The 24,008-nt window shown below is 64.4% G+C and carries 20 protein-coding genes and 1 pseudogene; 9 read left to right on the top strand and 12 right to left on the bottom strand.

Translation table 11 applies throughout. From position 1 onward, the window contains the following. Nucleotides 1-42 precede the first annotated feature (42 nt). On the bottom strand, nt 43-4,065 hold the full coding sequence (locus tag AXW67_RS11365) for a VCBS domain-containing protein (RefSeq protein ID WP_063677950.1): 4,023 nt from the start codon (nt 4,063-4,065) through the stop codon (nt 43-45). Between the two features lie 564 nt (nt 4,066-4,629). Here AXW67_RS11365 and AXW67_RS11360 point away from each other — a divergent pair. The 3 genes from AXW67_RS11360 (at nt 4,630) to AXW67_RS11350 (ending at nt 6,721) form a co-directional block, all read left to right on the top strand. Beyond that, a complete protein-coding gene (locus AXW67_RS11360; protein ID WP_347336751.1) occupies nt 4,630-5,253 on the top strand; it encodes a FecR family protein in 624 nt (207 codons plus the stop codon). Between the two features lie 54 nt (nt 5,254-5,307). Then, complete coding sequence (locus tag AXW67_RS11355) at nt 5,308-6,156, top strand: tetratricopeptide repeat protein (RefSeq protein ID WP_347336750.1); 849 nt, start codon at nt 5,308-5,310, stop codon at nt 6,154-6,156. A gap of 322 nt (nt 6,157-6,478) precedes the next feature. Continuing rightward, complete coding sequence (locus AXW67_RS11350) at nt 6,479-6,721, top strand: PilZ domain-containing protein (RefSeq protein ID WP_027555789.1); 243 nt, start codon at nt 6,479-6,481, stop codon at nt 6,719-6,721. A 111-nt stretch (nt 6,722-6,832) separates the two neighbouring features. On the opposite strand, the gene AXW67_RS11345 is transcribed toward AXW67_RS11350, so the two are convergent. Both AXW67_RS11345 and AXW67_RS11340 read right to left on the bottom strand, forming a co-directional pair. Next, on the bottom strand, nt 6,833-7,906 hold the full coding sequence (locus tag AXW67_RS11345) for a tartrate dehydrogenase (RefSeq protein ID WP_063677947.1): 1,074 nt from the start codon (nt 7,904-7,906) through the stop codon (nt 6,833-6,835). A 21-nt stretch (nt 7,907-7,927) separates the two neighbouring features. Beyond that, complete coding sequence (locus AXW67_RS11340; RefSeq protein ID WP_027555791.1) at nt 7,928-9,226, bottom strand: MFS transporter; 1,299 nt, start codon at nt 9,224-9,226, stop codon at nt 7,928-7,930. A gap of 171 nt (nt 9,227-9,397) precedes the next feature. Between AXW67_RS11340 and AXW67_RS11335 the strand changes: the two genes are divergently transcribed. Both AXW67_RS11335 and AXW67_RS11330 read left to right on the top strand, forming a co-directional pair. Beyond that, on the top strand, nt 9,398-10,315 hold the full coding sequence (locus tag AXW67_RS11335) for a LysR family transcriptional regulator (protein WP_063677946.1): 918 nt from the start codon (nt 9,398-9,400) through the stop codon (nt 10,313-10,315). 38 nt (nt 10,316-10,353) lie between these two features. Then, entirely contained in the window at nt 10,354-11,178 is an 825-nt protein-coding gene (locus tag AXW67_RS11330) for an aspartate dehydrogenase (RefSeq protein WP_027555793.1), read from the top strand. A gap of 62 nt (nt 11,179-11,240) precedes the next feature. Here AXW67_RS11330 and AXW67_RS11325 read toward each other — a convergent pair whose 3' ends face one another. From AXW67_RS11325 to AXW67_RS11290, 8 genes and pseudogenes are all read right to left on the bottom strand, one after another. Then, nucleotides 11,241-12,542, bottom strand: a complete 1,302-nt coding sequence (locus AXW67_RS11325; protein WP_063677945.1) for a PQQ-dependent sugar dehydrogenase — start codon at nt 12,540-12,542, stop codon at nt 11,241-11,243. Between the two features lie 257 nt (nt 12,543-12,799). Beyond that, nucleotides 12,800-13,007 (bottom strand): annotated as a pseudogene (locus AXW67_RS11320) (hypothetical protein). Nucleotides 13,008-13,225: 218 nt separating this feature from the next. Then, nucleotides 13,226-13,852 carry a methyltransferase family protein gene (locus AXW67_RS11315; protein WP_027555796.1) on the bottom strand — a complete coding sequence of 209 codons (627 nt, stop codon included), beginning with the start codon at nt 13,850-13,852 and terminating at the stop codon, nt 13,226-13,228. 27 nt (nt 13,853-13,879) lie between these two features. Then, nucleotides 13,880-14,911 carry an NAD-dependent epimerase/dehydratase family protein gene (locus AXW67_RS11310; RefSeq protein ID WP_063677944.1) on the bottom strand — a complete coding sequence of 344 codons (1,032 nt, stop codon included), beginning with the start codon at nt 14,909-14,911 and terminating at the stop codon, nt 13,880-13,882. A gap of 30 nt (nt 14,912-14,941) precedes the next feature. Then, complete coding sequence (locus tag AXW67_RS11305) at nt 14,942-15,478, bottom strand: Mpo1 family 2-hydroxy fatty acid dioxygenase (protein WP_063677943.1); 537 nt, start codon at nt 15,476-15,478, stop codon at nt 14,942-14,944. Between the two features lie 151 nt (nt 15,479-15,629). Beyond that, nucleotides 15,630-16,313, bottom strand: a complete 684-nt coding sequence (locus AXW67_RS11300) for an OmpA family protein (protein ID WP_063678047.1) — start codon at nt 16,311-16,313, stop codon at nt 15,630-15,632. Next, on the bottom strand, nt 16,313-16,729 hold the full coding sequence (locus tag AXW67_RS11295) for a hypothetical protein (protein ID WP_063678046.1): 417 nt from the start codon (nt 16,727-16,729) through the stop codon (nt 16,313-16,315). The genes AXW67_RS11300 and AXW67_RS11295 overlap by 1 nt, the downstream gene beginning before the upstream one ends. Before the next feature lie 91 nt (nt 16,730-16,820). Next, nucleotides 16,821-19,427 (bottom strand): ATP-dependent helicase, encoded by a 2,607-nt coding sequence (locus AXW67_RS11290; protein WP_063677942.1) that lies wholly within the window; start codon nt 19,425-19,427, stop codon nt 16,821-16,823. Nucleotides 19,428-19,671: 244 nt separating this feature from the next. Here AXW67_RS11290 and AXW67_RS40395 point away from each other — a divergent pair, with 244 nt between their 5' ends. Next, nucleotides 19,672-19,842, top strand: a complete 171-nt coding sequence (locus tag AXW67_RS40395) for a DUF1328 domain-containing protein (protein WP_027555802.1) — start codon at nt 19,672-19,674, stop codon at nt 19,840-19,842. Between the two features lie 129 nt (nt 19,843-19,971). Here AXW67_RS40395 and AXW67_RS11285 read toward each other — a convergent pair whose 3' ends face one another. After that, nucleotides 19,972-20,466, bottom strand: coding sequence for a thioesterase family protein (locus tag AXW67_RS11285; protein WP_063677941.1), 495 nt, complete (start codon nt 20,464-20,466; stop codon nt 19,972-19,974). Nucleotides 20,467-20,565: 99 nt separating this feature from the next. Here AXW67_RS11285 and AXW67_RS11280 point away from each other — a divergent pair, with 99 nt between their 5' ends. The 3 genes from AXW67_RS11280 (at nt 20,566) to AXW67_RS11270 (ending at nt 23,972) form a co-directional block, all read left to right on the top strand. Continuing rightward, entirely contained in the window at nt 20,566-21,990 is a 1,425-nt protein-coding gene (locus tag AXW67_RS11280) for an FAD-binding oxidoreductase (RefSeq protein WP_063677940.1), read from the top strand. 123 nt (nt 21,991-22,113) lie between these two features. Next, on the top strand, nt 22,114-23,478 hold the full coding sequence (locus tag AXW67_RS11275; RefSeq protein WP_063677939.1) for a Spy/CpxP family protein refolding chaperone: 1,365 nt from the start codon (nt 22,114-22,116) through the stop codon (nt 23,476-23,478). 119 nt (nt 23,479-23,597) lie between these two features. After that, complete coding sequence (locus tag AXW67_RS11270; protein WP_063677938.1) at nt 23,598-23,972, top strand: hypothetical protein; 375 nt, start codon at nt 23,598-23,600, stop codon at nt 23,970-23,972. Nucleotides 23,973-24,008 lie beyond the last annotated feature (36 nt).

The following is a 24,008-nucleotide window of genomic DNA, read 5'->3' as shown; positions in this document are numbered from 1 at the left end:
TCCACAAATTCGTCGTGCCCCGGCAGCTTGGGCAGGCCAATGTCACACGATGAGATCGTGTTGCATATGAGGGGCGACCAAGCCGTGTCCGTGGTGAGCGCCATTGTCCGGCTGGAAGTCCTCGGTCGTTGGCGCCGCGTCGGCATGCCCCTTGGCTTCTGCCGCGCGTCCGTGCTCATCGCGCGGTGAGGGGAGATCGCTCACAAGCGTGATGCTCGATGTCTCGTGACCCGGATTCAAGAACTTGAAGGAATGGCCGGGTTCACGCGCGTTTTCGTCCGAGCCGAACGCGCCATGAGCCTTGGACAGCCATTGCGCATCGGGCACGTCGAGCCACTCCGCGCGGGCATGGCCGTGTTCGTTCGCTTGACGATAGATCCAACGATCTCCGTCGTCATTCTCGAACCATTTCAGGGGGCTGGATTCGACCGCGCTGTCCGTATCGGCAGCGCTTGCTTGGTCGGTAGCTTCGATGGCGTTGCCATTGTTGACGTGTTGATCGGCCGCAAGCTGGACGGCATTTTGCGTGCCGAGAGTGACATCCACTATCGAATGACTTTCGGTCCCTGTGCCGGCTGTTGGACCACTCCCCTTCGAATGTGCGCTGTCGGCGGTCTCGGTCCGGTCGAAGACAAATCTGGAGTCCGTCGACGGCGAAATGCTGACCTGTTCCGAGAAAGTGGGCTGCGCCGCAGTGCCGTCCGCGCTGGAAGAGAAGGAATTGTCGTTCGACGCGGTCCGGCTCTGATCGACGGCGGAGTGATGGCTCACGTCGGTTGTTTGGGGAACTGAGCTTCCGTCGACCGAGCGGGAGCCGCTACTGTCCGTCGTGCCGGAGGAGGCGTCGGATGTGCTGACCGTAACGATGGCCGCGCCGCTTTGTGTCGTTGCAGTCGGGTCAATGGCGTCGCTGACCGCGGCGGCCGGTGCCGCGGCCGAGTCCACGATGAAATCGGACGATTCGATGGTCGCGACGCCCTGTAGATGAATCTCGACCAGGCTGGAATCGCCGATATGAAGGGAGTGATCCGTTGGATTGACAAACACGACCGTCTCGTTGGCCGAGCTGTCGTAAAGCCAGGCGATGGTGTGCGCCGGCACAGGCGTGCCTGCCGAGTTCAATGCCAGGATCACGAATCCGAGCGCACCGATGGCCGTCAGATCGATCTTGTCGGATCCCGATGCGAAATCAGTGATGGTGTCGAACCGGCCCGCTCGGGAATCCGCAGCCGCGAGATAAACGAAAACATCATTGCCGTTGCCGCCCGTGAGCTTGTCCGCCCCGAGCCCGCCGATGATGGTGTCGTTGCCGTTACTGCCGTCGATATTGTCTCGTCCCGAGCCGCCGTAGATGACGTCGTCCCCGTTATTGCCTTTCGTCGTATCGTTGCTCGATCCGCCGAAGATCGTGTCATTCACGCCGGAGCCGTTGAGGGTGTCCTCGCCGGCGCCGCCATAGATGATCTGAGCGGTATTGCTGCCGCCAGCGGTGTGGTCATCACCGGGAGTTCCGTGGACGGACGGGGGATCCGATACGACGGTGTGCCCTACTGCCAGATTGTCGAAATCGTTGGGATCGCCATCGCCGGCGCCATGGATGGTGATCGTGATCTCCTGCCTGGTGCCATCGATGGTCGTGACAGTGAAGTGATCTTTGAGCGTATCGCCGACATCGAGCGCGTCGACCACGCAGTTGTTGTTGTCGAGCGTATAGGTCCATACGCCGGCCGCCGTCATCGTGAAGGTACCGTAGCCGCAGTCGCTTGCCGTGGGGCAGGGCACCGCGGTGAAGGTGTTGGACGGATTGTCGACGTCGGTGTCGCCGAGCGTGCCGGTCGCGACCGGCTTGCCGCATGAGATGCCGCCGGCTTCGAGCACCGAGCCTGTCGTGTCACCAAAGATGACGGCCGCGTCATTGGTGCCATGGATAGTGATCGTCACCACCTGCGGCGTGCCGTCGATGGTCGTCACTGTGAACCGATCGGTCAGCGTATCGCAGACGTTGAGAGCCTGCACCGTGCTGTTGTTGTTGTCGAGCGTGTAGGTCCACACGCCTGTCGCCGTCATCGTAAAGGTCCCGAAGCCGCCCGCGCTCGGCTTTGGAGAACTCACGGCGGTGAAGGTGTTGGGTGGATTGTCGGGATCGGTGTCGGTAAGCAAGCCGGTTGCAGTTGGCCGGCCAGGCATCTGATTGTCGACGCATCCGGCCTCGATCACCGCGCCGGTCTTGCATCCGGAGATGACGGCCGGATCGTTGCTGCCGTTGATCGTGATCGTCACCACCTGCGGGGTGCCGTCGATCGTGGTAACCGTGAAGCTGTCGGTCAGCGTGTCGCCATTGTTGAGCGCCTGCACCTTGCTGTTGGCATTGTTGAGTGCATAGGTCCACGCGCCGTCCGCCGTGATCGTAAAGCAGCCGTAGCCGCCCGAGCTTGCCGTCGGCGAACCGATCGCCACGAACGTGTTGGAGGGATTGTCGACATCGACGTCTGTAAGCGTGCCCGTCGCGACCGGCTTACCGGGCGATGCGCAGCTCGCTTCGATGACTGAACCGGCCGTGTCGCCGGAGACGACGGCGGCATCGTTGCTGCCATGGATGGTGATCGTTATGACTTGCGGTGTGCCGTCGATGCTGGTCACGGTAAAGCTGTCGGTCAGGGTATCGCCGACATTGAGGGCCTGGACCGCATGATTGGTATTATCGACGGTGTAGGCCCACAGCCCGGCTGCGGTCATCGTGAAGCTGCCGTAGCCGCCCGTGCTCTTGGTCGGGGAGCTGACCGTCGTGAAGGTGTTGGGCGGGTTGTCGACGTCCGTGTCAGTGAGCGTGCCGGTTGCCGTTGGCGTGCCCGGCATCACGTTGGCGACACCGCCTGCCTCCGCCACCGTGCCACCGGCGTTGCCTGAGATGATGGCCGCGTCGTTGACGCCGTTGATGTCGATCGTGAAGGTCTGGCTCACCGAGAGCGAGCCGTCCGAGACGGTGACGACAAAGCCTGTGGTCGTCGGCGACTGCAGGGCATTGATCGCATCGTTGTTCGGAACGAAAGTGTAGGCGCCGGACGTGCTGTTCAAGAAAAGGGTGCCGAAGGGGCCCGTCTGCGAAAGATTGAATGTCTCGCCGTTCAGGACCGTATTGCCGGCCGTTCCTCCGCTGAGGCCGAACGTCAGCACGGCATCGCTGTTGGGACTGCTGGCCGCGAAAGTGCCGCTTGTCGCTGTGAACTTGTCGAAAGTGCTCGTGTCGATTTCGATTGGCCCGACCGGCACAGCCAGCGACGGCGGCGCGCGTACGATTATGACTTCGTTGATCGGGATGACGAATGTCGGCAGGGGCGGAAGCACGTTCGGCGGCGCGGGCGAATCTTCCGGAGTGAAGTTGATCGGCTCCACGGGAAACGTACCGACGGACGGTGGTGTACCTGATCCTGTCGCACCATGCGTTAGATTGGCGAGCACGTCCTGTTGAGCCGCCTGCAACTCCTCCATTCGAGCGGCGCTATTGGTGACCTGGCTCACGCTGACCGACGAACCGATCCTGTTCAGGACGACGGTCTCGGCGGGATCTTCAACGATGATGTGTCGAGGTATGGCTTCCTTGGTAATGAGCTCGAAGACGCCGTGCTGCATGTCCTTGTAGTTGATCTTGTCGTCATCCAGGAATGTGGCGTCCGGGTCCGCGGCGTTTGCGTCCGGCATCATCGAGAAAGTCAATGCGGCAAGGGTCAAGATTCCGAATCCGCTTGAATAGGAGCGGCCGCGAATGCTTCCCATGGGCGTGTCGACCGTCAGGGTTCCGCCGTCTTCAAGTCGGCCGGCTGCGAAGGAAAAGCTTCCTCTGGTGACCGCAAGCACGATCGACCGCACGGTGCCGTCGGGATCGTAGACGTACTCGCTCAGCTCGATGCGAGCCCCGCTGGCGACGTTGAAGACGGTGCCGTCGACAAGCAGAATTCCGATCTGCCCGTCCGTCGCGGTCTCGATTATGTCGCCATGGCAGACAGGGTCGCCAACGCTGACTTGCACCGCCGCGCCGCTATCACGCGTCAACGTGGCATGACCCATCGCTGTCTGAACGATGCCGATGATTTGGTGAGGTAGAGTCGAGACGGCCTCATCCGTGGGTTCAACGCCGGACGCAACTAACATTGGATGTAGCCTCGCCTGCTGGATAGTTCAGGCTCGGTGCGATGCCGCAGTCTTCTTGTTGGTTTTGCCTACGCCACGGGGCAAATAGATTAGCGTTGGCAAACTTGGGCTTGCACGCCGAAAACGTCTGATGAAGAAAACCGATCTTAATACGTATAGCCAAGAGGATGACGGGTTCACGCGAACGGCAATGCCCGACGCGAGCGGGTGTTGTCTCTCAAGAACAGTTCACGATTGAGCTGCGCAAAACAAAATGTGACTTACTTTTGGTGGTCAGGCAAATGGCTTGGAACTAAGATCGATGGCAAAAAAGAGGTACTCCATCTGGGGGACTGGTCCGCAGGACCGATCCAGGTCGTAGATACCCGTGATGCATGAGGTGCAGGCTTAAGCCAGGGTTCAACGAGACATCAAGCGGCCACGCGAACGAGATCTTCTCGGAAAGGGCGGGTCATGTGCAGGCAAACGATAGCTGCTTTGGTGGCCGGTTTCGTTTGGGTATTTGCGAATGTTCTCGCTGGTCCAGCGCAAGCGCAAGTCAACCCTGCGACGCCCGCCGTTCAGGATGCTGCGGCAAAACCCATCGGTAAGGTCATAGTCGTCGTCGGCTCGGTCACGATCGAGCACAAAGGCGCGGTCGTGGTCCAGGCGAACCTCGGAGATCAGGCCGCCCAAACCAGGGTTGGCGATGTCGTCTATCTGGGCGATGTGGTGCGAACCGAGGCCGACAGCCGGGTCGGCATCAACTTCAGCGATGGGTCCTCGTTCAATCTGTCGAGCAACGCCCGCATGACTCTGGACGAGTACGTGTATGAGCCTGAGGGAAAATCCAACGCGACGTTCTTCAATCTGACCAAGGGGACGGCCACGTTTGTTGCCGGCAAGGTCGCCAAGACAGGCGATATGAAGGTCGATACGCCGGTCGCAACCATGGGAATCCGAGGCACCACGCCGCACATCGAAATTTCGGATGATGGTTCTACCAAGTTTTCGACTCTTATCGAAGAGGGCAAGAGCAAATTGCTCAAGAAGCGCGCAGCCGCCAAGACGCCGCAGCGCGCAGACGCGGCCGATCGCAAGCTGAACATCTGCCGAGGATGCTAAAGCGAATTCGTGCTGCTCGGTCTGTTTCCATTGGGGCCTGATACGGACATGACCATGAGGGCCGCCATCATCGACAGCGTCGCACCCATTCTCGTCTTGCTGTTGCTCGGTTCACCGGCGGCGGCGCAGCAGTTGCAGAAGCATAGCCAGCTCAAGAGCATCGAACAGTGCAATGGTGCGGACCGCATCCCGCCTCAAGCCAGGATCGCCGGCTGTACGGCGCTCATCGATTCCGGTGAGGCCAAGGCGGACGCGCTGGCCGTGGCGTACAACAATCGCGGCAATGCGTACACCGCAACAGCGGAGTACGACCGGGCGATCAGAGATTTCGATCAGGCCATAGAGCTCGCGTCAGCTTACGCCAAGCCCATGAACAACCGCGGCGTGGCCTACCTGAGGAAGGGAGCATATGACGACGCGGTCAAGGCGTTCGACCAGGCCATCGAGGTCAACCCCAATTACGGCGGCGCCTTCGCCAACCGTGGGGAAGCCTACCTGAAAATGAACCAGTTCGAGCGCGCCGCGCGCGATTTCGACGAGGCCATTCGTCTCGATCCGAATTCCAGTCTTGCCTGGAGCGGACGTTGCTGGATCCGAGCGATCCTCGGCGATCTGCAGGCCGGGCTCGACGACTGCAACAGGGCGATTCAGTCGGGACCGGAAAATGCTGCGACATACGACTCGCGAGCGCTGATCCATTTGAAGATGAGCCAACTCGCTGCGGCCATCGATGACTACAATTCGGCGCTGCGTGTCGAGCCACGCTTGGCAAGCGCGCTTTATGGACGCGGGCTTGCCAAGCTCAGGCAGGGTGACAAAGCCGGCGGCAACAGCGACATCTCGGCGGCAAGGATCATCGAGGCCAAGGTCGCTGACGATTTCGCCCGCCATGGCGTGCAGTGACGCCGGCCAAGGGGCGACTTGGTCCATAGCCGAGGTGTTCTGCCTGAGTGAGCCCCGTTAGCGCTTTCTGAATGTTTCGCGCGCATCATGCGAGGCTGACACGCCATTCATCCACGTGTTGTCCGGGAAGGCCTGCGCCGGTCGGGTTTGCCTCCATTCCCGGCCTTCGAAGGCCCCGGACGGTCAATTTTGTAAGTAACCAATTACCTCGTGTCCTTGTCAGCAAAAGCGCGGACGGGAACGGTCGGTTTCGGTCTGGATCAATGGTCACCTGATCGGGTCCACATTCTGCGCGGCAGGAACGGGAAGGCGTAGGTCACCGGTGGAAGAGCGACGCAGAGAGCAGCGCACGTCCGTCAGCGAGATCGCCTACATTGCCGGCGACGGATCCAGCATGCGATGCCACGTGGTCAATCTGTCCGATCATGGCGCCGCGATCGAGATATCGGACAAGATCTATGTCCGACCCCGCTTCAAGCTGATGCTGGAGAGGAGCCGTACGATCAGGGATTGTCGCGTGATCTGGTCCAGCGGAAATCGCATTGGCGTTGAATTTGTGGACTAGAGGGCCCGGAGACGCTCCGGGCCGTGATGGTCGAGGAAGACTCAGGCCGCCGATCTCCCTCAACCAGTCTGGCATCGGATGTCACTCCGATCGCGTGCTCTCCCGAGACTGTTAGACGTTCGAGCCGTGGATCGCGTCGATCACGGCGTCGGTGACTTCCTCGGTCGTCGCCTTGCCGCCGACGTCAGGCGTCAGCACGCCGGCCGCGCAGACGCGCTCGACGGCCACCATCAGCCGGTTCGCTGCGTCCTTCTCGCCGAGATGCTCGAGCATCTGCGCGCCGGTCCAGAAGGTGGCCACCGGATTGGCGATGCCCTTGCCGGTGATGTCGAAGGCCGAGCCGTGGATCGGCTCGAACATCGACGGGAAGCGGCGCTGCGGATCGATGTTGCCGGTCGGCGCCACGCCGAGGCTGCCGGCGAGCGCGCCGGCGAGATCGGAGAGGATGTCGGCGTGGAGATTGGTCGCGACAATGGTGTCGAGGCTCTTCGGATGCAGCGTCATGCGCACGGTCATGGCATCGACCAGCACCTTGTCCCAGGTGACGTCGGGGAATTCGCGCGCGACCTCGGCGGCGATCTCGTCCCACATCACCATGCCGTGGCGCTGCGCGTTCGACTTGGTCACCACCGTGAGCAGCTTGCGCGGACGCGACTGCGCGAGCTGGAACGCATAGCGCATGATGCGCGTGACGCCGACGCGGGTGAACACCGCGACCTCGGTGCCGACTTCTTCGGGCAGGCCCTTGTGGGCGCGGCCGCCCATGCCGGCATATTCGCCTTCCGAGTTCTCCCGCACGATCACCCAGTCGAGATCGCCGACGCCGACATTGCGCAGTGGCGAGGCGACGCCCGGCAGGATCTTGGTCGGCCGCACATTGGCGTACTGGTCGAAGCCCTGGCAGATCGGCAGGCGCAGGCCCCACAGCGTGATGTGGTCGGGCACGTCGGGTGCGCCGACCGCGCCGAAATAGATCGCGTCGAACTTCTTCAGTTCGGCGAGGCCATCGGCCGGCATCATCACGCCGTGCTTCTTGTAGTAGTCCGAGCCCCAGTCGAAGGTCTTGACGTTGAAGGCGAGGTCGCCGCTGCGCTTTGCCAGCGCCTCCAGCACACGGACGCCGGCGGAGATGACCTCGGGGCCGATTCCGTCGGCGGGGATTGCTGCGATCGAATGGGTACGCATGGGAATGCTCCGTTTGAGATATCAGTGGGATTGCGTGACGGGCTCGGCGCGTACGGTCTGCGCACGCGACAATAGCAGGGTGAGGACAGCGGAGAGAACGAGCAGGCCGCCGACGAAGTAAAGTCCGCCGACGAAACTGCCGGTCTGGTCCTTGACCCAGCCGATCATGGCGGGTCCGACGAAGCCACCGAGATTGCCGATCGAGTTGATGGTGGCGATCCCGGCCGCGGCGGCCGACCCCGACAGGAACATCGTCGGCATGCTCCAGAGCGGCGGCTTGGCCGAGGAGATGCCGATATTGACCAGCGCCAGCGCGACGAGAACGCTGACCACGCCGGTTGCAAGGCCGGCGAAGGCGAGACCTGCGGCAGCGAGCAGACAGGCCCAGACAACGTGCCAGGTGCGCTCGCCGGTCCGGTCCGAGTGCCGCGCCCACAGGATCATGGCGACGACGGCGGCGGTCGCGGGCACCGCGTTGAGGAAGCCGACCTGGAGCGAGGACAGGCCGAACTGCTTGATGATCTGCGGTGCCCAGACGCCGAGCGTGTAGAGGCCGGCCGAGGTACCGAAATAGATCAGCGACAGTGCCAGCACGCGCGGATCGGCAAGCCCGCGCCAGATGCTGTGGCTCGCGGTCGCGGCCTTGCTCGTGGTCTCCGCGTTCATGGCCTCGACCAGCCACCGGCGCTCGTCGTCCGCGAGCCATGTGGCCTTCTCCGGACGGTCGGTCAGGAACACCAGCACGACGAAGCCGAGCACCACCGCCGGCAGCGCCTCCAGCACGAACAGCCATTGCCAGCCCTTCAAGCCGAGCAGGCCGTCCATCTCCAGAAGCGCGCCGGAGATCGGCGACCCCAGCACGGTCGAGAGCGGCGCCGCGGCCATGAACAGCGCGGTCACCGCGGCGCGTTGGCGCGCCGGGAACCAGTAGGAGAGGTAGAGGATGATGCCGGGAAAGAAGCCGGCTTCGGCGACGCCGAGCAGGAAGCGCAGCACGTAGAAGCTGGTCGCGCCCTGCACGAAGGCCATCGCAGCCGACACCAGGCCCCAGGTGATCATCACCCGTGCGATCCAGATCCGTGCGCCGACCTTGTGCAGGATGATGTTGGAGGGCACCTCGAACAGGAAATAGCCCCAGAAGAAGATGCCGGCGCCGAAGCCGTAGACCGCCGGCGACAGGCCGATGTCCTTGTTCATCGTCAGCGAGGCGAAGCCGATATTGACGCGGTCGATGAAGGCCACGAAGTAGAGCAGCATGATGAAGGGAACGATGCGCAACGTGATCTTGCGCAGCACGCGCGTCTGAAGCTCGCTCGCCACCCTGGCCTCCTCGATATCTGGTTTATCGTTGTGCCGGCGGACCCTTAAGGTCCACGCCATCAGCAAGCCTAGGCGAGGAGAAGAGGCGGACTCAATTGGCGCTGCTTTATACAAAAAAATGATATAATCCAGGGAAAGATCGGGCGAGAGGATTCGGAACAGGACCGGCGAATGGAATTGCATCAGCTTCGATGCTTCGTGGCGGCAGCCGATCAGCTGCATTTCGGCCGGGCGGCGCAGCATCTCCAGATGCTGCCCTCCGCGCTCGGGCGCCAGATCAGGCTGCTCGAGGAGGATCTGGGAACGCGGCTGTTCGCGCGGACGACGCGCGCCGTGTCGCTCACCGAAGACGGCACGACGCTGCTGCGTGATGCCCGCGCCATCCTCGCCCGCGTCGAGGCGGTCGAGAGCAACTTACGCAACCGCTCCCGCGAGCAGACCGCGCGGCGGCTGCGGGTCGGCGCCATCGACAGCGCCGCGGCGGGACTGCTGCCGCTGCTCTTGCGCGACTTTCGCGCCAAGCATCCGGAGATCGCGGTGCAGCTTCTGGAGGACAAGACCGTCCGGCTGCTTCCGAAGATTCTGACCGGCGCGCTCGATCTCGCCTTCGTCCGGCCGCCCGACCGGCCGGACAAGCGGCTCGAATTCCGCCCTCTCTTCCAGGAGACCGCGATCGTGGCGTTCCCGCAGCGGCATGCGCTCGCTGGGAAGAAGTCGATCGCATTGTCCGAGATCGCGGACGAACAGATGCTGGTGCCGGACCGCCGCTCGCGGCCGCACAGCTACGACCTCACCATAAAGCTGTTCGAGCAGGCCGGCCTGACGCCGCGGATCGTGCAGGTCGCCGACGAGAAGCAGACCATCATCAATTTGGTCGCAACCCGTCTTGGCGTTGCGATCGTGCCGCGCTGGACGACGCGGATGGCGGTCTCGGGCGTGCGGTTCGTTCCGCTGCGGCCGCGGCAGAGCGGCCCGGTCGGCCGGCTGCCGCTGGCGGCGGCATGGCTGCGCGCCTCGCGCGATCCGGTTCGTGATGCGATGCTGTCCGTGCTGGAAGCGCGCCTGCGCAGCTATGCGCGGGAGGCTTGAAGAGCTATGACACCGGCTTGGCGAGAAAGTACGATGCGATGACCGAACAGAGAGCTTCGAACGAATTGCGGGTGGCGATCGCCGGTCTGGGCTCGATCGGCACCAAGATCGCGACCGCGCTCGATCAGGGCATCGAAGGGTTGGCGCTGTCGGCCGTCGCGGTGCGAGATCCCGCCAAGCATCAGGCCTTCCTGAGTGGCCTCCGCCGCCCGCCGCAGGTCGTGCCGATCGATCAGCTCGGCGATGCCGCGGACATCGTGGTCGAATGTGCGCCGAGCCGGCATCTGCGCTCGATCGTCGAACCGGCGGTGAAGCGCGGCAAGACCGCGGTCGTCGTCAGTGTCGGCGCGCTGCTGGACAATTCCGATCTCATCGATCTCGCCCGCGCCAATGGCGGGCGCATCATCGTGCCAACCGGTGCGTTGATCGGGCTCGATGCCGTCAACGCCGCCGCGGTCGGCACCATCCATTCGGTGAAGATGGTCACGCGCAAGCCGATCGATGGGCTGAAGGGCGCGCCGTTCATCGTCGAGAACGGCATCGACATCGATAACCTTCGCGAGCCGCTCAAGCTGTTCGAGGGCACCGCGCGCGAGGCGGCCAAGGGTTTTCCGGCCAACCTCAACGTCGCGGTCGCGCTGTCGCTGGCTGGCGTCGGGCCCGACCGCACCTTGGTGCAGATCTGGGCCGACCCGACCGTGACGCGCAACGTTCATCGCATCGAGGTCGAGTCGGATTCGGCGCGCTTCTCGATGTCCATCGAGAACATCCCGTCCGAAAATCCCAAGACCGGGATCATCACGGCGCTGTCGGTGATCGCGCTGCTCCGCAAGCAGCGCGCCACGCTCTGTGTCGGGACATAGAGCATGATCCGGAAAAGGGTGTAGCGGTTTTCCGAAAGATCATGCTCAAACTATTAAAGTCCTTACGCGCCGGTGACGCGCCAGATCACGTTGCCGACGTCGTCGGCCATCAGCAGCGACTTGTCGGGTCCGATCGCAACGCCGACCGGCCGTCCATAGGATTCCTTCTCGTCCGGCGACAGGAAGCCCGAGAGGATGTCGCGCGCCGGGCCGGACGGGCGGCCGTTCTCGAACGGGATGAACACGACCTTGTAGCCGGACAGCTTGCTGCGATTCCACGAGCCGTGCTGGCCGATCACCATGCCGTCCGGGAAGCCCGGCAGCGTGCCGGCCGGCATCCAGCACAGGCCGAGCGAAGCGGTGTGGCCGCCGAGCGCATAGTCCGGCGTGATCGCCCTGGCGACCAGCGCCGGGTCCTGCGGCACGCGATCGTCCACCGTCTTGCCCCAGTAGCAATAGGGCCAGCCGTAGAAACCACCGTCGCGCACCGAGGTGAGATAGTCCGGCGGCGTCTCGTCGCCGAGGCCGTCGCGCTCGTTGACGACGGTCCAGAGCACGGACGTCGTCGGCTCCCAGGCAAGGCCAACAGGATTGCGTAGGCCGCCGGCGAAGATGCGATGCGTCCCGGCGTCGAGGTCTAGCTCGTAGACCGCCGCGCGGCCTTCCTCGACCTCCATGCCGAGCTCGGCGATGTTGCTGAGCGAGCCGACGCCGGCATAGAGCTTCTTGCCGTCGGGGCTCGCGAGCAGGCTCCGCGTCCAGTGTCCGCTCGGCTTGAAATTGGTGAGCCGCTTGCCCGGCGCGGTGATGCGATCGGCGCCTGCGACATAGGGGAATGCCATCACGCCGTCGGTGTTGCCGACGTAGAAGGTGTCGCCGACCAGCGCCATGCCGAAGGGCTGGCTCAAATTCTCCATGAAGGCGCCGCGCTGCTCGGCCACGCCGTCGCCGTCCTTGTCGCGCAAGAGCGTGATGCGGTTGGCGCTGATGCCGAGTGCCGCCGCGCGCCGCATCGTCGCCTGCATCGCATAGTGAAACACGGTGCGGGGAGGGCCTGCGACCTGCGTCGCCTCCGCAATGAGCACGTCGCCATTGGGCAGCACCTCGATCCAGCGCGGATGGTCGAGCCCGGTCGCGAATGCGTTGACCTTCAGCCCCGGCGCGGCCGTCGGCTTGTGCCCCTCGCGCCAACCACGCGCGGTCGGCATCTTCAACGTGGGGATCGCGCCTTGCGGCTTCGCCTCGGGGATCGCCGGGGTCTGGCCCCAGGCCGGCGCCGGCTCGGTGCCGGACATCCGCCGCCATTGCAGCGCGATGCCGCCGAGCAGCGCAACGAACTGCGCGAAAATGCTGGAAAAGCTCATGAAAATCCCCTGTCGAACGTGTGGCACTGTCCGACGCCGGATCGCCCAATGCCCCGCGCGGGCGGAAGGCCTGATCGTCGATCCCCCCGGATCGACGAGGGAATGTCGTCGTGCCTCATTTGCGCGCGCATCCAACTGGGTGGCGGCGCAAACGTCAACCGGTGGGAGGCTTCGCAGACATCCATTACGGCGGAATGGCAGCCGATCGAATTTGCATGGGAGAGATGCCGACGGGCTTCGCCCGTCGTCGCCGGGGATCACCGGCCGATCTGCCGCTCCAGCCGCCGCGCGCTGCGGAAATCATCGAGATGCTGGACGTTCGGCCCGAGCGCCGCCTCCTTGGACAAGAGGTGATAGATGCGCGCGACCGTACGCTGCTTCTGCTTCGTCCGCCCGCGGGGCAAGCTCCGCGCCTTGCGGGCGGCGGCGATCGTGCGCACGGAAATAATCGTAAGCGTCCGACATGGTTCAACGCTCAGCCGAATTGCGTCCTTCGGGCGATAACGGCGTTGCGCTGGGGCGGTTCCGGGCGAGATTCGCGGCTAGGCAGTTGCGTAACGAACGGATCTCGCAACGCCAATCCACCCCCGTCACCCCCGCGCGGTTGCGCGGGGATGACGGGGTTGGCAGCGATGTCGTTGCGGTTAGTGTGACGACGCGATGACCGCGTCGAAGCTTTCGCGTCAGCGCGGCGACAGGAACGGGATGATCATCGGCACGCGCCGGCAATAGGCGCCGTAGGCGTCTTCGCCGAGCTCCTTGGACAGGAACACCTCTTCCATCCGTCCCTTCTGCCACATGCCGAGCGAGATCAGGATCGCGCCGAGGATCGCGGTCACGGTGCCGACTGCGATACCGGTGGCGAGCATGCCCGCGATCAGGCCGGTGTAGATCGGGTGACGCACGATGCCGTACGGACCCGTGTCGATGACGCGGTGGTCTTCCTTGTGCGTGATGGTGTTCGACCAGAACTTGCCGAGATGCAACCGTCCCCACCAGGTGAAGGAGATGCCGGCGAGCACGACGAGAGCCGTGATGTAGACGCCGGCATTGCTGAATACCCAGAGCGGCTTCTCGTTCAGAATTTCCGTGGTCCACGGCGTGAACAGGATGCCGCCGACCAGGATCGGAATACGATAGCGGCCGGATTCCAGCGTCAACACCTGCTTCTGGGTGCGGCCCTGCCAGAACGAGGCTCCGACCCAGCTTGCGAGCCAGGCGAGCCAGATCAGGGCGAGCAGTTGCGTCGGCCAGGTCGTGGTCCAGCCACCCCAGGCGACAGAGAGAAGCTTGCTGAAATCAAAGGACATGCGGAAAGGTTCTTTGGGTTGGGCCGCTCAGCTCGCGCGCGAGCTGAGCGCGTGATGCTCGATGGCGCCGGATGCGTGCCGGCCGCCGCGTGCGAGCAGGTGGGTGATGGTTTCGCGCAGCACCGGTTCGATCGGGCGCGGCGAATAGCCGAGCTCGGTGCGCGCCTTGCCGATCGAAAGGTCGCTCGCCGCGAGCGCAATGCGCACGCCCTCGGTGGTGCCGTTGGGCGGCCGGCGCGTGATGTGATCGGAGAGGTATTCGAGCACGGTGGCGGACGCCTCGGCGAGCCTGCCGGGAACCGCGATCGGAAGCTGCCGGCGGCCGCTCATCGCGGACATCATCCGCAGGATCTGGCCGAGCCGCACGCAGTCGCCGCCGAGGATGTAGCGCTGGCCGGTGCGGCCGCGTTCCATGGTCAGCACGAGGCCGGTGGCGACGTCGCGCACGTCGACGAGGTTGACCAGGAAGTTGAGATGCGGCTGCACCTTCTTCTGCAGGAAGTACCACAGCATCGCGGTCGGCGGCGTCAGATTGTGGTCGGCGGCGCCGATCGGCATGGTCGGCGTGCCGATGACGAGCGGGAAGCCTTCCGCTGCGGCCTTGGCCGCGTGATGCTCGGCGAGCGACTTCGAGCGCGTATAGGCGCCGGGCATCGCTTCTGCCGGCTGCAGCGCCTCCTCGGCGGCACAGCCGTTGAGATTCGAATAGGGGAACAGGATCGATTCCGTCGAACAGTGCAAAAAGCGCGACACGCCGCGCTTCCGCGCGGTCGCCAGCACGACTTCGGTCCCGCGGCAATTGACGTCGTGAAAGTCCTGCTTGTTGGCCACCCACATCCCGGGCAGGCCGGCCAGATGGTAGACCTGATCGACACCCATGAGCGCAGCATCGACCGCGGCGCCATCCAGCACCGAGCCGTGGACGTAGTCGACGTCAGAGCTTGCCGTGGCCGGCGGCCGGACATCGAGAACGCGCACCCGCTGGCCGCGGCCGCGGAGCGCTTCTACGAGATGTTGTCCGATGAAACCGCTGCCACCGGTAACCAGTACGAGAGCCATGAAGAAGGTTTGCTGTTCCGCTTCTGGAAGCTATCGGGTTGAAAGTGAATTGGTCGGAAGAGGCGCGAGAATCGCGGCAAGGTCGCGACGGAAGCCCAATGCAATAAACAATTTCGCCATGACAAACATAGGTCCAAGCAGGAAATGAGTCGGATGATCGACCATTGACGGCTGCCGCTCTTCAAAAACCTTGTGGCCGACGGTCTGCGCTCCGACGCCCAGCACGATCAGCACGGCAAAAATCGACCACATCATGACCGTTGAGACCTGATTGCCGATTGTCGTTGCGACCGAAAGCAGCACCACCGCGGCGGCGAGAATGCCGAGCCCGATTCCGGCATCCAGCATCAGCCAGTACACCAGCACCGGCAGGGCCAGGATCACCGCCAGGCTCACCTCGATGCCGAACACGGGGATGTGCACGAGCGTCAGCGGCAATGTCGCGCCGGTGAACAGGAGAAGGATGCCGACCACGTGCATCGCGCAATTCCAGGGATCGCGGTGATATTCGACGTATTCGGCCAGTTGGCGTTGAAAATAGCCAGCCATCTCGGTCTCGTGCATCATGGGGTCGGGAAGGACGAAATGAGCCTATAGCATCTGCCCGGGCACTGCACAAACCGGCGCTTTTGTCGCGCAAAACCGTGCTGTCGCGCCCTGGGACAGGCTATAAAACAGTCAGGACTTCAAGGAGTTCCGCGAGAGCGCGGGACGCACTCTAGTGGTGCTTCTTGGCCGGCTTTTTCGTCGCGGGTGCCGCGGCGGCCGCGGGCCGGGCCGGTTCGTCCTCGGGCAGCTTGGCGAGGGTCAGGATCTGCAGCTGCCCGTTGACCGCCGAGGTCGGCTTTGCGCGGTCGAAAAACTGCTCTTCCCCGAGCCCAATCGACTGGACCCGCTTGGCCGAAATCTTGAACGTGTTCACCAGCACGTCACGAATCGCATCCGCGCGGCGCTGGCTGAGGATCGCATTGGCTTCCCGCGTCTTCGAATTGGATTCGACATGGCCGACGATCAGGAACGTGTAGGGCAGCAGCGAAGCGTGAACCAGCGCGTCCGCGATGCGACCGACGGTCTGGTAGGAATCCGGCTGGATGATCGGCGTGTCGGCGTCGAACTGGATCTGCGCGTTGAAGGCGGGCAGATTGGCGAGGTCGGGCGCGATCAGCGGCCGGTTCACGGGACCCGGGTCGTTCTTGATGCGCGCCTTTGCGCGCTCCATCACCTGCTGTTTCAGCGCGGGAAGGTCGACCTCAGCGGCCTGTTCGAAATGGTTGAGCTTGCCGACGATGTCGTCGCGCGTCGGCGCCGTCTGCGCGCCGGCTGCGCCCGCGAGCAGGGCGAGGCCGAGCGCCAAGCCGAGTGGGATGCCAATTCCAGCGATGGAAAACCTGCTCGCCCGCATCATCGATAGCCCGCGTCGTCTATGGCTTTCAGGCAGTTGTTGCTGATGCCCTTGGGCGTCGTCGTCAGGCACGGGATCGACTTGCTGGTCTCCTTGGTCGAGCCGCCGCAGACCTTGACGATCTCGCGCTGGCAGGCGTTCGCCACCGTGACGCGGGCGGCGACGCGTTTCTGGATGGCGTCGAAGGCGCTGAGGTAGCTGCTCTGGCACTGCGGCGACAACACGTCGCGGTTGCGGGACAGGCACTCCTTCAGGCGGGTGGAGTCCGGATTGACGCCGCGGCAATTGGCGACGATTTCCGCGCCGCAGCCCTTGGCCAGCATCCCGATCGAATCGCCAAAGCTCATGGTTTCCGCCGTCGCAAGCGACGGCATCCCCAATGCCAGCACGATCAGTGTGATGGAGCCCCGGACCATGGTTCGCATCTGATACGGGGAAGTTCGCGGTGGTCAAGGGGCGTGGATGGAAGAAAGGCGGCGGCGTTACGCCGCCGCAACACCGCAAGGCCTACGCCCGCTGTACAAAGCTGTCGACGACCTTCTTCTCGCCGGCCTTGTCGAAGGCGATGGTGAGCTTGTTGCCGTCGATCTTGGTGACGTGGCCGTAGCCGAACTTCTGGTGGAAGACGCGGTCGGAGAGCGAGAATTCCGAGGTCGTGCCGGTGGATTTGGCCACCAGCTCGCCCTCGATGGTCAGGGGCCCGCGCCGGCGCGAGGAGAAGCTGCCGAAATCGGGCGAGGACGACGAGGACGAGAACGAGGAGGCTTCTTCCTCGAAGCCGCCACGGCTGCCGCCGCCGCGGCCGCCCTGGCCCCGGTTGCGGTTGGCCTGGGCGCGCTGCCAGCCCGGCGTCGAATAGCTCGAGCCGAACGCCTCCATGTCGTCGAAGCGCGAGGCGCCGTAGCCGCCGGTGCCGCCCCAGGCCGAGCCGCCCTTGGATTCCGTGATCTCGACATTGGCCGCCGGCAATTCGTCGAGGAAGCGCGAGGGGATCGTGGTCGACCAGGTGCCATGAATCCGGCGGTTGGTCGCAAAATAGATCTTGGCACGGCGGCGGGCGCGGGTGAGGCCGACATGGCCGAGCCGGCGCTCTTCCTCGAGGCCCGCGCGGCCCTGCTCGTCCAGCGTCCGCTGGCTCGGGAACAGGCCTTCTTCCCAGCCGGGCAGGAACACGTTGTCGAATTCGAGCCCCTTGGCCGAATGCAGCGTCATCAGCGACACCGCATCCTCTTCGGAGCCGCCGTCACGGTCCATCACCAGCGCGATGTGCTCGAGGAACCCTTGCAGGTTCTCGAACTCTTCCATCGAGCGCACCAGCTCTTTCAGGTTCTCCAGCCGGCCCGCGGCGTCCGCCGAACGGTCCTTCTGCCACATCTCGGTGTAGCCGCTCTCGTCGAGCACGATCTGGGCCAGATCCGTGTGCGCGGTGACTTCGCGCTGGGCGCGCCAGCGGTCGAACTGGGCGACGAGGTCGCGCAAGGAGCCGCGCGCCTTTGGCTTCAATTCGTCGGTCTCGACCACCGCGCGAGCCGCCTCGAACAACGGAATGCGGCGCTTGCGGGCGTGATCATGCAGCATCTGCACGGTGGCATCGCCAAGCCCGCGCTTGGGCGTGTTGACGATGCGCTCGAAGGCGAGATCGTCGGCCGGCGAATTGATGACGCGCAAATAAGCCAGCGCGTCGCGGATTTCAGCGCGCTCGTAGAACCGCGGGCCGCCGATCACGCGATAGGGCAGGCCGAGCGTGACGAAGCGGTCTTCGAACTCGCGCATCTGGTAGGAGGCGCGCACCAGGATCGCGATCTCGTTGAGCTTCTCGCCCTGGCGCTGGAGCTGCTCGATCTCCTCGCCGATGCCGCGAGCTTCCTCTTCCGAATCCCACGAGCCGGTCACCGTGACCTTCTCGCCGTCCTGATCCTCGGTGCGCAGCGTCTTGCCGAGCCGGCCTTCGTTGTGCGCGATCAGATGCGAGGCGGCAGCGAGGATGTGGCCGGTCGAGCGGTAGTTGCGCTCGAGGCGAATGACCTTGGCGCCGGGAAAGTCGTGGTCGAAACGCAGGATGTTGTCGACCTCGGCGCCGCGCCAGCCATAGATCGACTGGTCGTCATCGCCGACGCAGCAGATGTTTTTGGTGGGGCCTTTCGGCTCCCTCGCCCCGCTTGCGGGGTCGCGACGAGCTTCGCTCGCGCTGAGAGGGTCGGGGTCCAAGAGCTCAGTCTGCGGAGAGTCCCCCTCACCCGATTTGCTTCGCAAATCGACCTCTCCCCGCAAGCGGGGAGAGGTGAAAGAAGAGGGCGCCTGCGACAGCAGCCGTAGCCACAGATACTGCGCGACGTTGGTGTCCTGATATTCGTCGACCAGGATGAATTTGAAGCGCTGCTGGTATTGCCGCAGGATGTCCGGGTGCTCGCGGAAGATGCGGATGTTCTCCAGCAGGAGATCGCCGAAATCGGCCGCGTTCAAGATCTTCAGCCGCTCCTGGTAGCTCGTATAGAGCTTGCCGCCCTTGCCGTTGGCGAACATCGCAGCTTCCCCGGAGGGGACCTGCGATGGCATCAGGCCGCGGTTCTTCCAGCCGTCGATCAGGCCGGCCAGCATCCGCGCCGGCCAGCGCTTGTCGTCGATGTTCTCGGCTTGCAGGAGCTGCTTGAGCAGGCGCACCTGGTCGTCGACATCGAGCACGGTGAAGTTGGACTTGAGCTGCGCGAGCTCGGCGTGGGTGCGCAAGATGCGGCCGCCGATCGAGTGGAAGGTGCCGAGCCACGGCATGCCTTCCACGGCGTGGCCCAGCATCTGGCCGAGCCGGTGCTTCATCTCGCGCGCGGCCTTGTTGGTGAAGGTCACCGACAGGATTTCGCCGGGGCGCGCGCGGCCCTGGCTCAGGATGTGCGCGATGCGCGTGGTCAGCACGCGCGTCTTGCCGGTGCCCGCGCCGGCCAGCACCAGTACCGGACCGTCCAGCGTCTCCACCGCCTCGCGCTGCTCGGGATTGAGCCCGGACAGATATTTCGGCCCCACCGAGGCGCGCGCGCGCGCGGCAATGCCGCCGGCCGCGGGCTGGTGGTCGGGAACGCTTTGAGAGGTAATCTTGCTCGGCTCGGTCATGCGAATCATTGGCCCCACGATGGCACCGCGGGGTGGCGGAAGGGAGCCTTCATAACAGGGATTACCGCCTATATGGGGCGGCTGCGAGAGGTTTTCCACGTACGGGGAAGGCCGATTTGTTCCAGCCGGCCCAGCGAATTTCCACCTTGCGCGGCTCGGAACCATCGTTTCGCGGTCGAGATTGTCTGGGCAGGTGTGGCGCGGTGGTCAGCCGCGTCGATCACAGACAGACATCAAGACAGAGGGTTCGACCATGCTTGGCTGGGTTGTGACGTTTCTCATTATCGCGCTGATCGCCGGTATTCTGGGCTTCGGCGGCATCGCTGGCGCATCGATCGAGATCGCCAAGGTCATCTTCTTCATCGCGGTCGTGCTGTTCCTGGTCTCGGCCGTGGTCGGCCTCGCCCGCGGCCGAAGGATCTAGCGTCACAGGCCCCTCATGGTGAGGAGCGCGAAGCGCGTCTCGAATCATGAGGCCGCACTGAGGCCTGCATCCTTCGAGACGCCCGCTTCGCGGGCCCCTCAGGATGAGGAGATATGGCGGGCCAACTCGCTACCGCTTCGAGGGCATCGCCACGTTCCGGCCGATTCCCTCAGGCCGCGGTACCGCGCTGTGGGCCTTGACGACGGTCTGGATGCGCTCGCGGATGTCAGGCGGGAACGCCGCCACTTTTCGCGAGCCCATGTCGATATGGAGCGACATGTTCTCCGAGGTCGCCGACAGCCAGCCCTCGGTCGCATGCCGCAACTCCTCGAATGTGTGCAGTCGCTTGTCATCGGCCTCCAGCAGCCAGACCGAGACCTGCACGGGATCGCCGAGATGGATTTCGCGCAAGTAGCGCACATGGCATTCGGCCGTGAAGGTCGAACCGTTCCGCTCCTTCATGTAAGTTGGCCCGATCCCGAGCTTCAGCCACATCTGGTCGATCGCGCGGTCGAACATCACGTTGTAATAGGCCATGTTGAGATGGCCGTTATAGTCGATCCATTGCGGCTCGATCTGCATGATCGAGGCGCGGAACGGCTCAGCAGTAGCGGTCTCCGGCATGTTTCCTTCCAGCCAATCTCTTCCTGACATGCGTCCGATCCCTTGACTTGACCGGTCATATGTCCTTTGCCACGGTTTCGTCTGTCGGGAGGAATGTCCGTGGGTACGACCATCACCAATAATCCGCCGCGGCCTGAGCCGAAAGCCCTCGCGGGCGCGCTGGAGCAGCTTGCCGCACGCTTCGGCAACCGGCTCGTCACCTCGCAGGCCGTGCGCGAGCAGCACGGCCACACCACGACGTGGCTTCCCAACCAGCCGCCGGATGGGGTGGTGATGGCGCAGGAGACTGCCGACATCCAGGACGTGGTGCGCATCTGCGCCAAGAATCGCGTGCCTGTCATCGCCTTCGGCACCGGTACATCGCTCGAGGGCCAGGTCAACGCGCCGGCGGGCGGCATCTGCATCGACCTGCGCGACATGAACAAGGTGCTCGCGGTGCATGCCGAGGACCTCGATTGCGTGATTCAGCCGGGCGTCACCCGCAAGGCGCTCAACGAGCATCTGCGCGACCAGGGCCTGTTCTTCCCGATCGATCCCGGCGCGGATGCGTCCCTGGGCGGCATGGCCTCGACGCGCGCTTCCGGCACCAACGCGGTGCGCTACGGCACCATGCGCGACAGCGTGCTGGCGCTGAAGGTCGTGCGCGGCGACGGCGAGATCATCACGACCGGCACGCGGGCGAAGAAGTCCTCCGCCGGCTACGATCTCACGCATCTCTTCGTCGGCGCCGAAGGCACGCTCGGCATCATCTCGGAATTGACCATCCGCCTGCGCGGCATTCCCGAGATGATCGCGGCCGGCGCGGTCTCGTTCGAGACGGTGCATGGCGCCTGTCAGGCGGTGATCCTGGCGATCCAGACCGGCATTCCCGTGGCGCGCATCGAGCTCCTCAATGCCGCGCAGGTGAAAGCCTGCAACGCCTATTCCAAGCTGACGCTGCCGGAAACGCCGCTGCTGCTGATGGAATTCCACGGCAGTGAGATCGAGGTCGCCGAGCAGTCGAAGGCCTTCGGCGAGATCGCGAAGGAGTGCGGCGGCGGCGACTTCTCCTGGACCACCAAGCCGGAGGATCGCACCAAACTGTGGCAGGCGCGGCACGATGCCTATTGGTCGGTGAAGGCGCTGCGGACCGGTGAGGGCGTTGGCGTGGTCGCGACCGACGTCTGCGTGCCGATCTCGCGCCTTGCCGACTGCGTCAGCGAGACCGAGGACGATCTGAAGCGCCTCAATCTCTTGTCGCCGATCGTCGGTCATGTCGGCGACGGCAATTTCCACTGCTCGCTGGTCTGCGACGTCAACGACGCGGATGAGATGGCGCGTGGTGAAGAGTTCATGCATCGCCTGGTCGAGCGGGCGCAGGCGATGGACGGCACCTGCACCGGCGAGCACGGCATCGGCCAGGGCAAGCAGAAATACCTCAAGGCCGAGCTCGGCCCCGAGGCGCTGGACGCGATGCGGGCGCTGAAGAAGGCGCTCGATCCGCAGAACATCTTCAACCCCGGCAAGATCGTGCCGGAGGCGTAGCGCCGGCTTGTTACGCTGCAACCGGCCGCAACGCGGCCGGCGCGGGAACTTTCGGCCGGCCGGCCAGTTCCAAATCCCGACACGTTCCGATGCCTCACTGGACCGGATCTGCGGGAGCGTAAGATGTTGCGACCAGTCCTTCGAATTGCCGTGGTGGCTTTGGCCTGCATGCTGGCGGGCGCGGCGCTGGCAAAGGGCGGAGGCGGTGGCCACGGTGGCGGCCATGGCGGTGGCCACGGTGGTGGTCACGGTGGTGGCCATGGCGGCGGTCACGGCGGTGGGCACGGCGGCGGTCATTTCGGTGGTCATCATGGCGGCGGCCACTTCGGCGGTCACGGCTTCGGTCGCGCGCATTTCAGTGGCGGCCATCATGGCGGCGCGAGGTTCGGAGCGGCTGGACGGCATGGCGGCCCGAACTTCGGCCACATCCGCAATGCGGCCGTGCGCCCCGCCAATCTCCGCAATGCGCTGAACCTGCACGCCAGCGCGTTTCGGAACGGCCGCTTGATCGGCAATCCCGCGGCGCGGGCCCAGATTGCGGCCGCAGCCGCGCTGGTTGGCTGGCACGGTGCGGGCAGCGGATGGTGGCAGCACCCCGGCGGCTTCTATGGCTGGGTCGGACCGCTGTTCTGGCCCTTCGCCTATAACGATCTCTACGACTACACCATCTGGGGCGACGGTCTCGGCTTCTGGGGCTACGGCTATCCGGACATCTATGCAGGCATCTTCGGTCCCTATGGCTATGACGGTCTCGCGACCTACCTGCCGCAACGTCCCTCGGGACGACGGCAGGCGAGGAGTGTTCCGCTCGATCAGCTCTGCGGCAGCGATCGTCGCGAGATCACCGGCCTGCCGGTCGATCAGATCGCAGCCGCGGTGCAGCCGACGGACGCTCAGGGCGCGAACCTCGACGAGCTCGGCAATGCCTCGATCCAGGCGGCAGCGATCATCCGCGCCTCATGTCCAACGCAGGTCGCGGCGACGGCGTCCGGTCGCCTGGCGGCGATGCAGCAGCGTGTTGATGCGATGGTGAAGGCCGTCGAGCTGGTGCAACCGGCGCTCGACAAATTCTATGCGTCGCTCACCGACGAGCAGAAGGCCCGTTTCAATGCGCTCGCCGAGGACCAGCGCAGGGCCGCGGCTTCCAGCAACGCCAATGCATCGCTGGTGCAGAATTGCGCTGCGCCTGTCGGGCTCGATTGGCCAGGCGCCGAGATCGAGGCGCGGCTCCATCCGAATGAGACCCAGCGCGCTGCTCTGCAGGTGCTTCAGGATACCAGCGCCAGGACCAATGATGCGCTCAAGGCAGCGTGCCAGCCCAGCGATGTGTTGACGCCACCGGCGCGAATGGCCGCCGTTCACAAGCGGCTCGATATGATGCTGGACGGCGTCAAATCGGTGCGCGCTGCGCTCGATGATTTCTATGCCACGTTGAACGACGAGCAGAAGGCGCAGTTCGAGGCGATCGGGCCACGTCGCACGTCCTGAGCCGTCGCAACAAGGCGTGGCGGAAAAATCCGCCTCGCCGATCTCACGACGGTTCTCTATGCTGGGCGGATAGCTGAGGCGCGACAATATGTGGCCGGAAGACCACGAATGGCAGGGCGATGAAGTGGTTCGCGAGGAAGAAACCGGGGGACATCTGGGACGAGGCGATCGCGGGTCCGCTCGGCGACATCGAGGCCGCCGAGCGCATCCGCGCGATCTGCCAGGCTGCGACCACAAGTGCCGAGGCGGTCGGAAGCTCCGGGGCGCGTGCCGACAGCCGTGAAGGCGAGCGCTATGAGCGCGCGGCACGTGCTGCGATGGAAATCGCGATGAAGATTTCCGACGGCCTGATGCGCGACGATGCGGTCAGCCGCATCGTCGGTCTCTGCATGAAGGCCAACGACGCCAAGACCGCGCGGATATTGTCGCGCGCGATCCAGGCGAGCTGGATCCGGGAGGCTGTGCAGCGGGACTATCCTGCGCTGTCGGAGTGAGGCGCAGCTAAAGCGTGATGGCTTGTTGCAGCCACG

The sequence above is a fragment of the Bradyrhizobium neotropicale genome, assembly GCF_001641695.1.
Lineage (GTDB): Bacteria > Pseudomonadota > Alphaproteobacteria > Rhizobiales > Xanthobacteraceae > Bradyrhizobium > Bradyrhizobium neotropicale.
This window is presented reverse-complemented; position numbering and strand designations above follow the sequence as displayed.

What these genes read in the sequence shown, in the direction of transcription:
- AXW67_RS11365 (WP_063677950.1), bottom strand. Translation starts at nt 4,065, where the DNA reads ATGGGTCATGCCACGTTGACGCGTGATAGCGGCGCGGCGGTGCAAGTC.
- AXW67_RS11355 (WP_347336750.1), top strand. Translation starts at nt 5,308, where the DNA reads ATGAGGGCCGCCATCATCGACAGCGTCGCACCCATTCTCGTCTTGCTG.
- AXW67_RS11345 (WP_063677947.1), bottom strand. Translation starts at nt 7,906, where the DNA reads ATGCGTACCCATTCGATCGCAGCAATCCCCGCCGACGGAATCGGCCCC.
- AXW67_RS11335 (WP_063677946.1), top strand. Translation starts at nt 9,398, where the DNA reads ATGGAATTGCATCAGCTTCGATGCTTCGTGGCGGCAGCCGATCAGCTG.
- AXW67_RS11330 (WP_027555793.1), top strand. Translation starts at nt 10,354, where the DNA reads ATGACCGAACAGAGAGCTTCGAACGAATTGCGGGTGGCGATCGCCGGT.
- AXW67_RS11325 (WP_063677945.1), bottom strand. Translation starts at nt 12,542, where the DNA reads ATGAGCTTTTCCAGCATTTTCGCGCAGTTCGTTGCGCTGCTCGGCGGC.
- AXW67_RS11315 (WP_027555796.1), bottom strand. Translation starts at nt 13,852, where the DNA reads ATGTCCTTTGATTTCAGCAAGCTTCTCTCTGTCGCCTGGGGTGGCTGG.
- AXW67_RS11310 (WP_063677944.1), bottom strand. Translation starts at nt 14,911, where the DNA reads ATGGCTCTCGTACTGGTTACCGGTGGCAGCGGTTTCATCGGACAACAT.
- AXW67_RS11305 (WP_063677943.1), bottom strand. Translation starts at nt 15,478, where the DNA reads ATGATGCACGAGACCGAGATGGCTGGCTATTTTCAACGCCAACTGGCC.
- AXW67_RS11300 (WP_063678047.1), bottom strand. Translation starts at nt 16,313, where the DNA reads ATGCGGGCGAGCAGGTTTTCCATCGCTGGAATTGGCATCCCACTCGGC.
- AXW67_RS11295 (WP_063678046.1), bottom strand. Translation starts at nt 16,729, where the DNA reads ATGGTCCGGGGCTCCATCACACTGATCGTGCTGGCATTGGGGATGCCG.
- AXW67_RS11290 (WP_063677942.1), bottom strand. Translation starts at nt 19,427, where the DNA reads ATGATTCGCATGACCGAGCCGAGCAAGATTACCTCTCAAAGCGTTCCC.
- AXW67_RS40395 (WP_027555802.1), top strand. Translation starts at nt 19,672, where the DNA reads ATGCTTGGCTGGGTTGTGACGTTTCTCATTATCGCGCTGATCGCCGGT.
- AXW67_RS11285 (WP_063677941.1), bottom strand. Translation starts at nt 20,466, where the DNA reads ATGCCGGAGACCGCTACTGCTGAGCCGTTCCGCGCCTCGATCATGCAG.
- AXW67_RS11275 (WP_063677939.1), top strand. Translation starts at nt 22,114, where the DNA reads ATGTTGCGACCAGTCCTTCGAATTGCCGTGGTGGCTTTGGCCTGCATG.
- AXW67_RS11270 (WP_063677938.1), top strand. Translation starts at nt 23,598, where the DNA reads ATGAAGTGGTTCGCGAGGAAGAAACCGGGGGACATCTGGGACGAGGCG.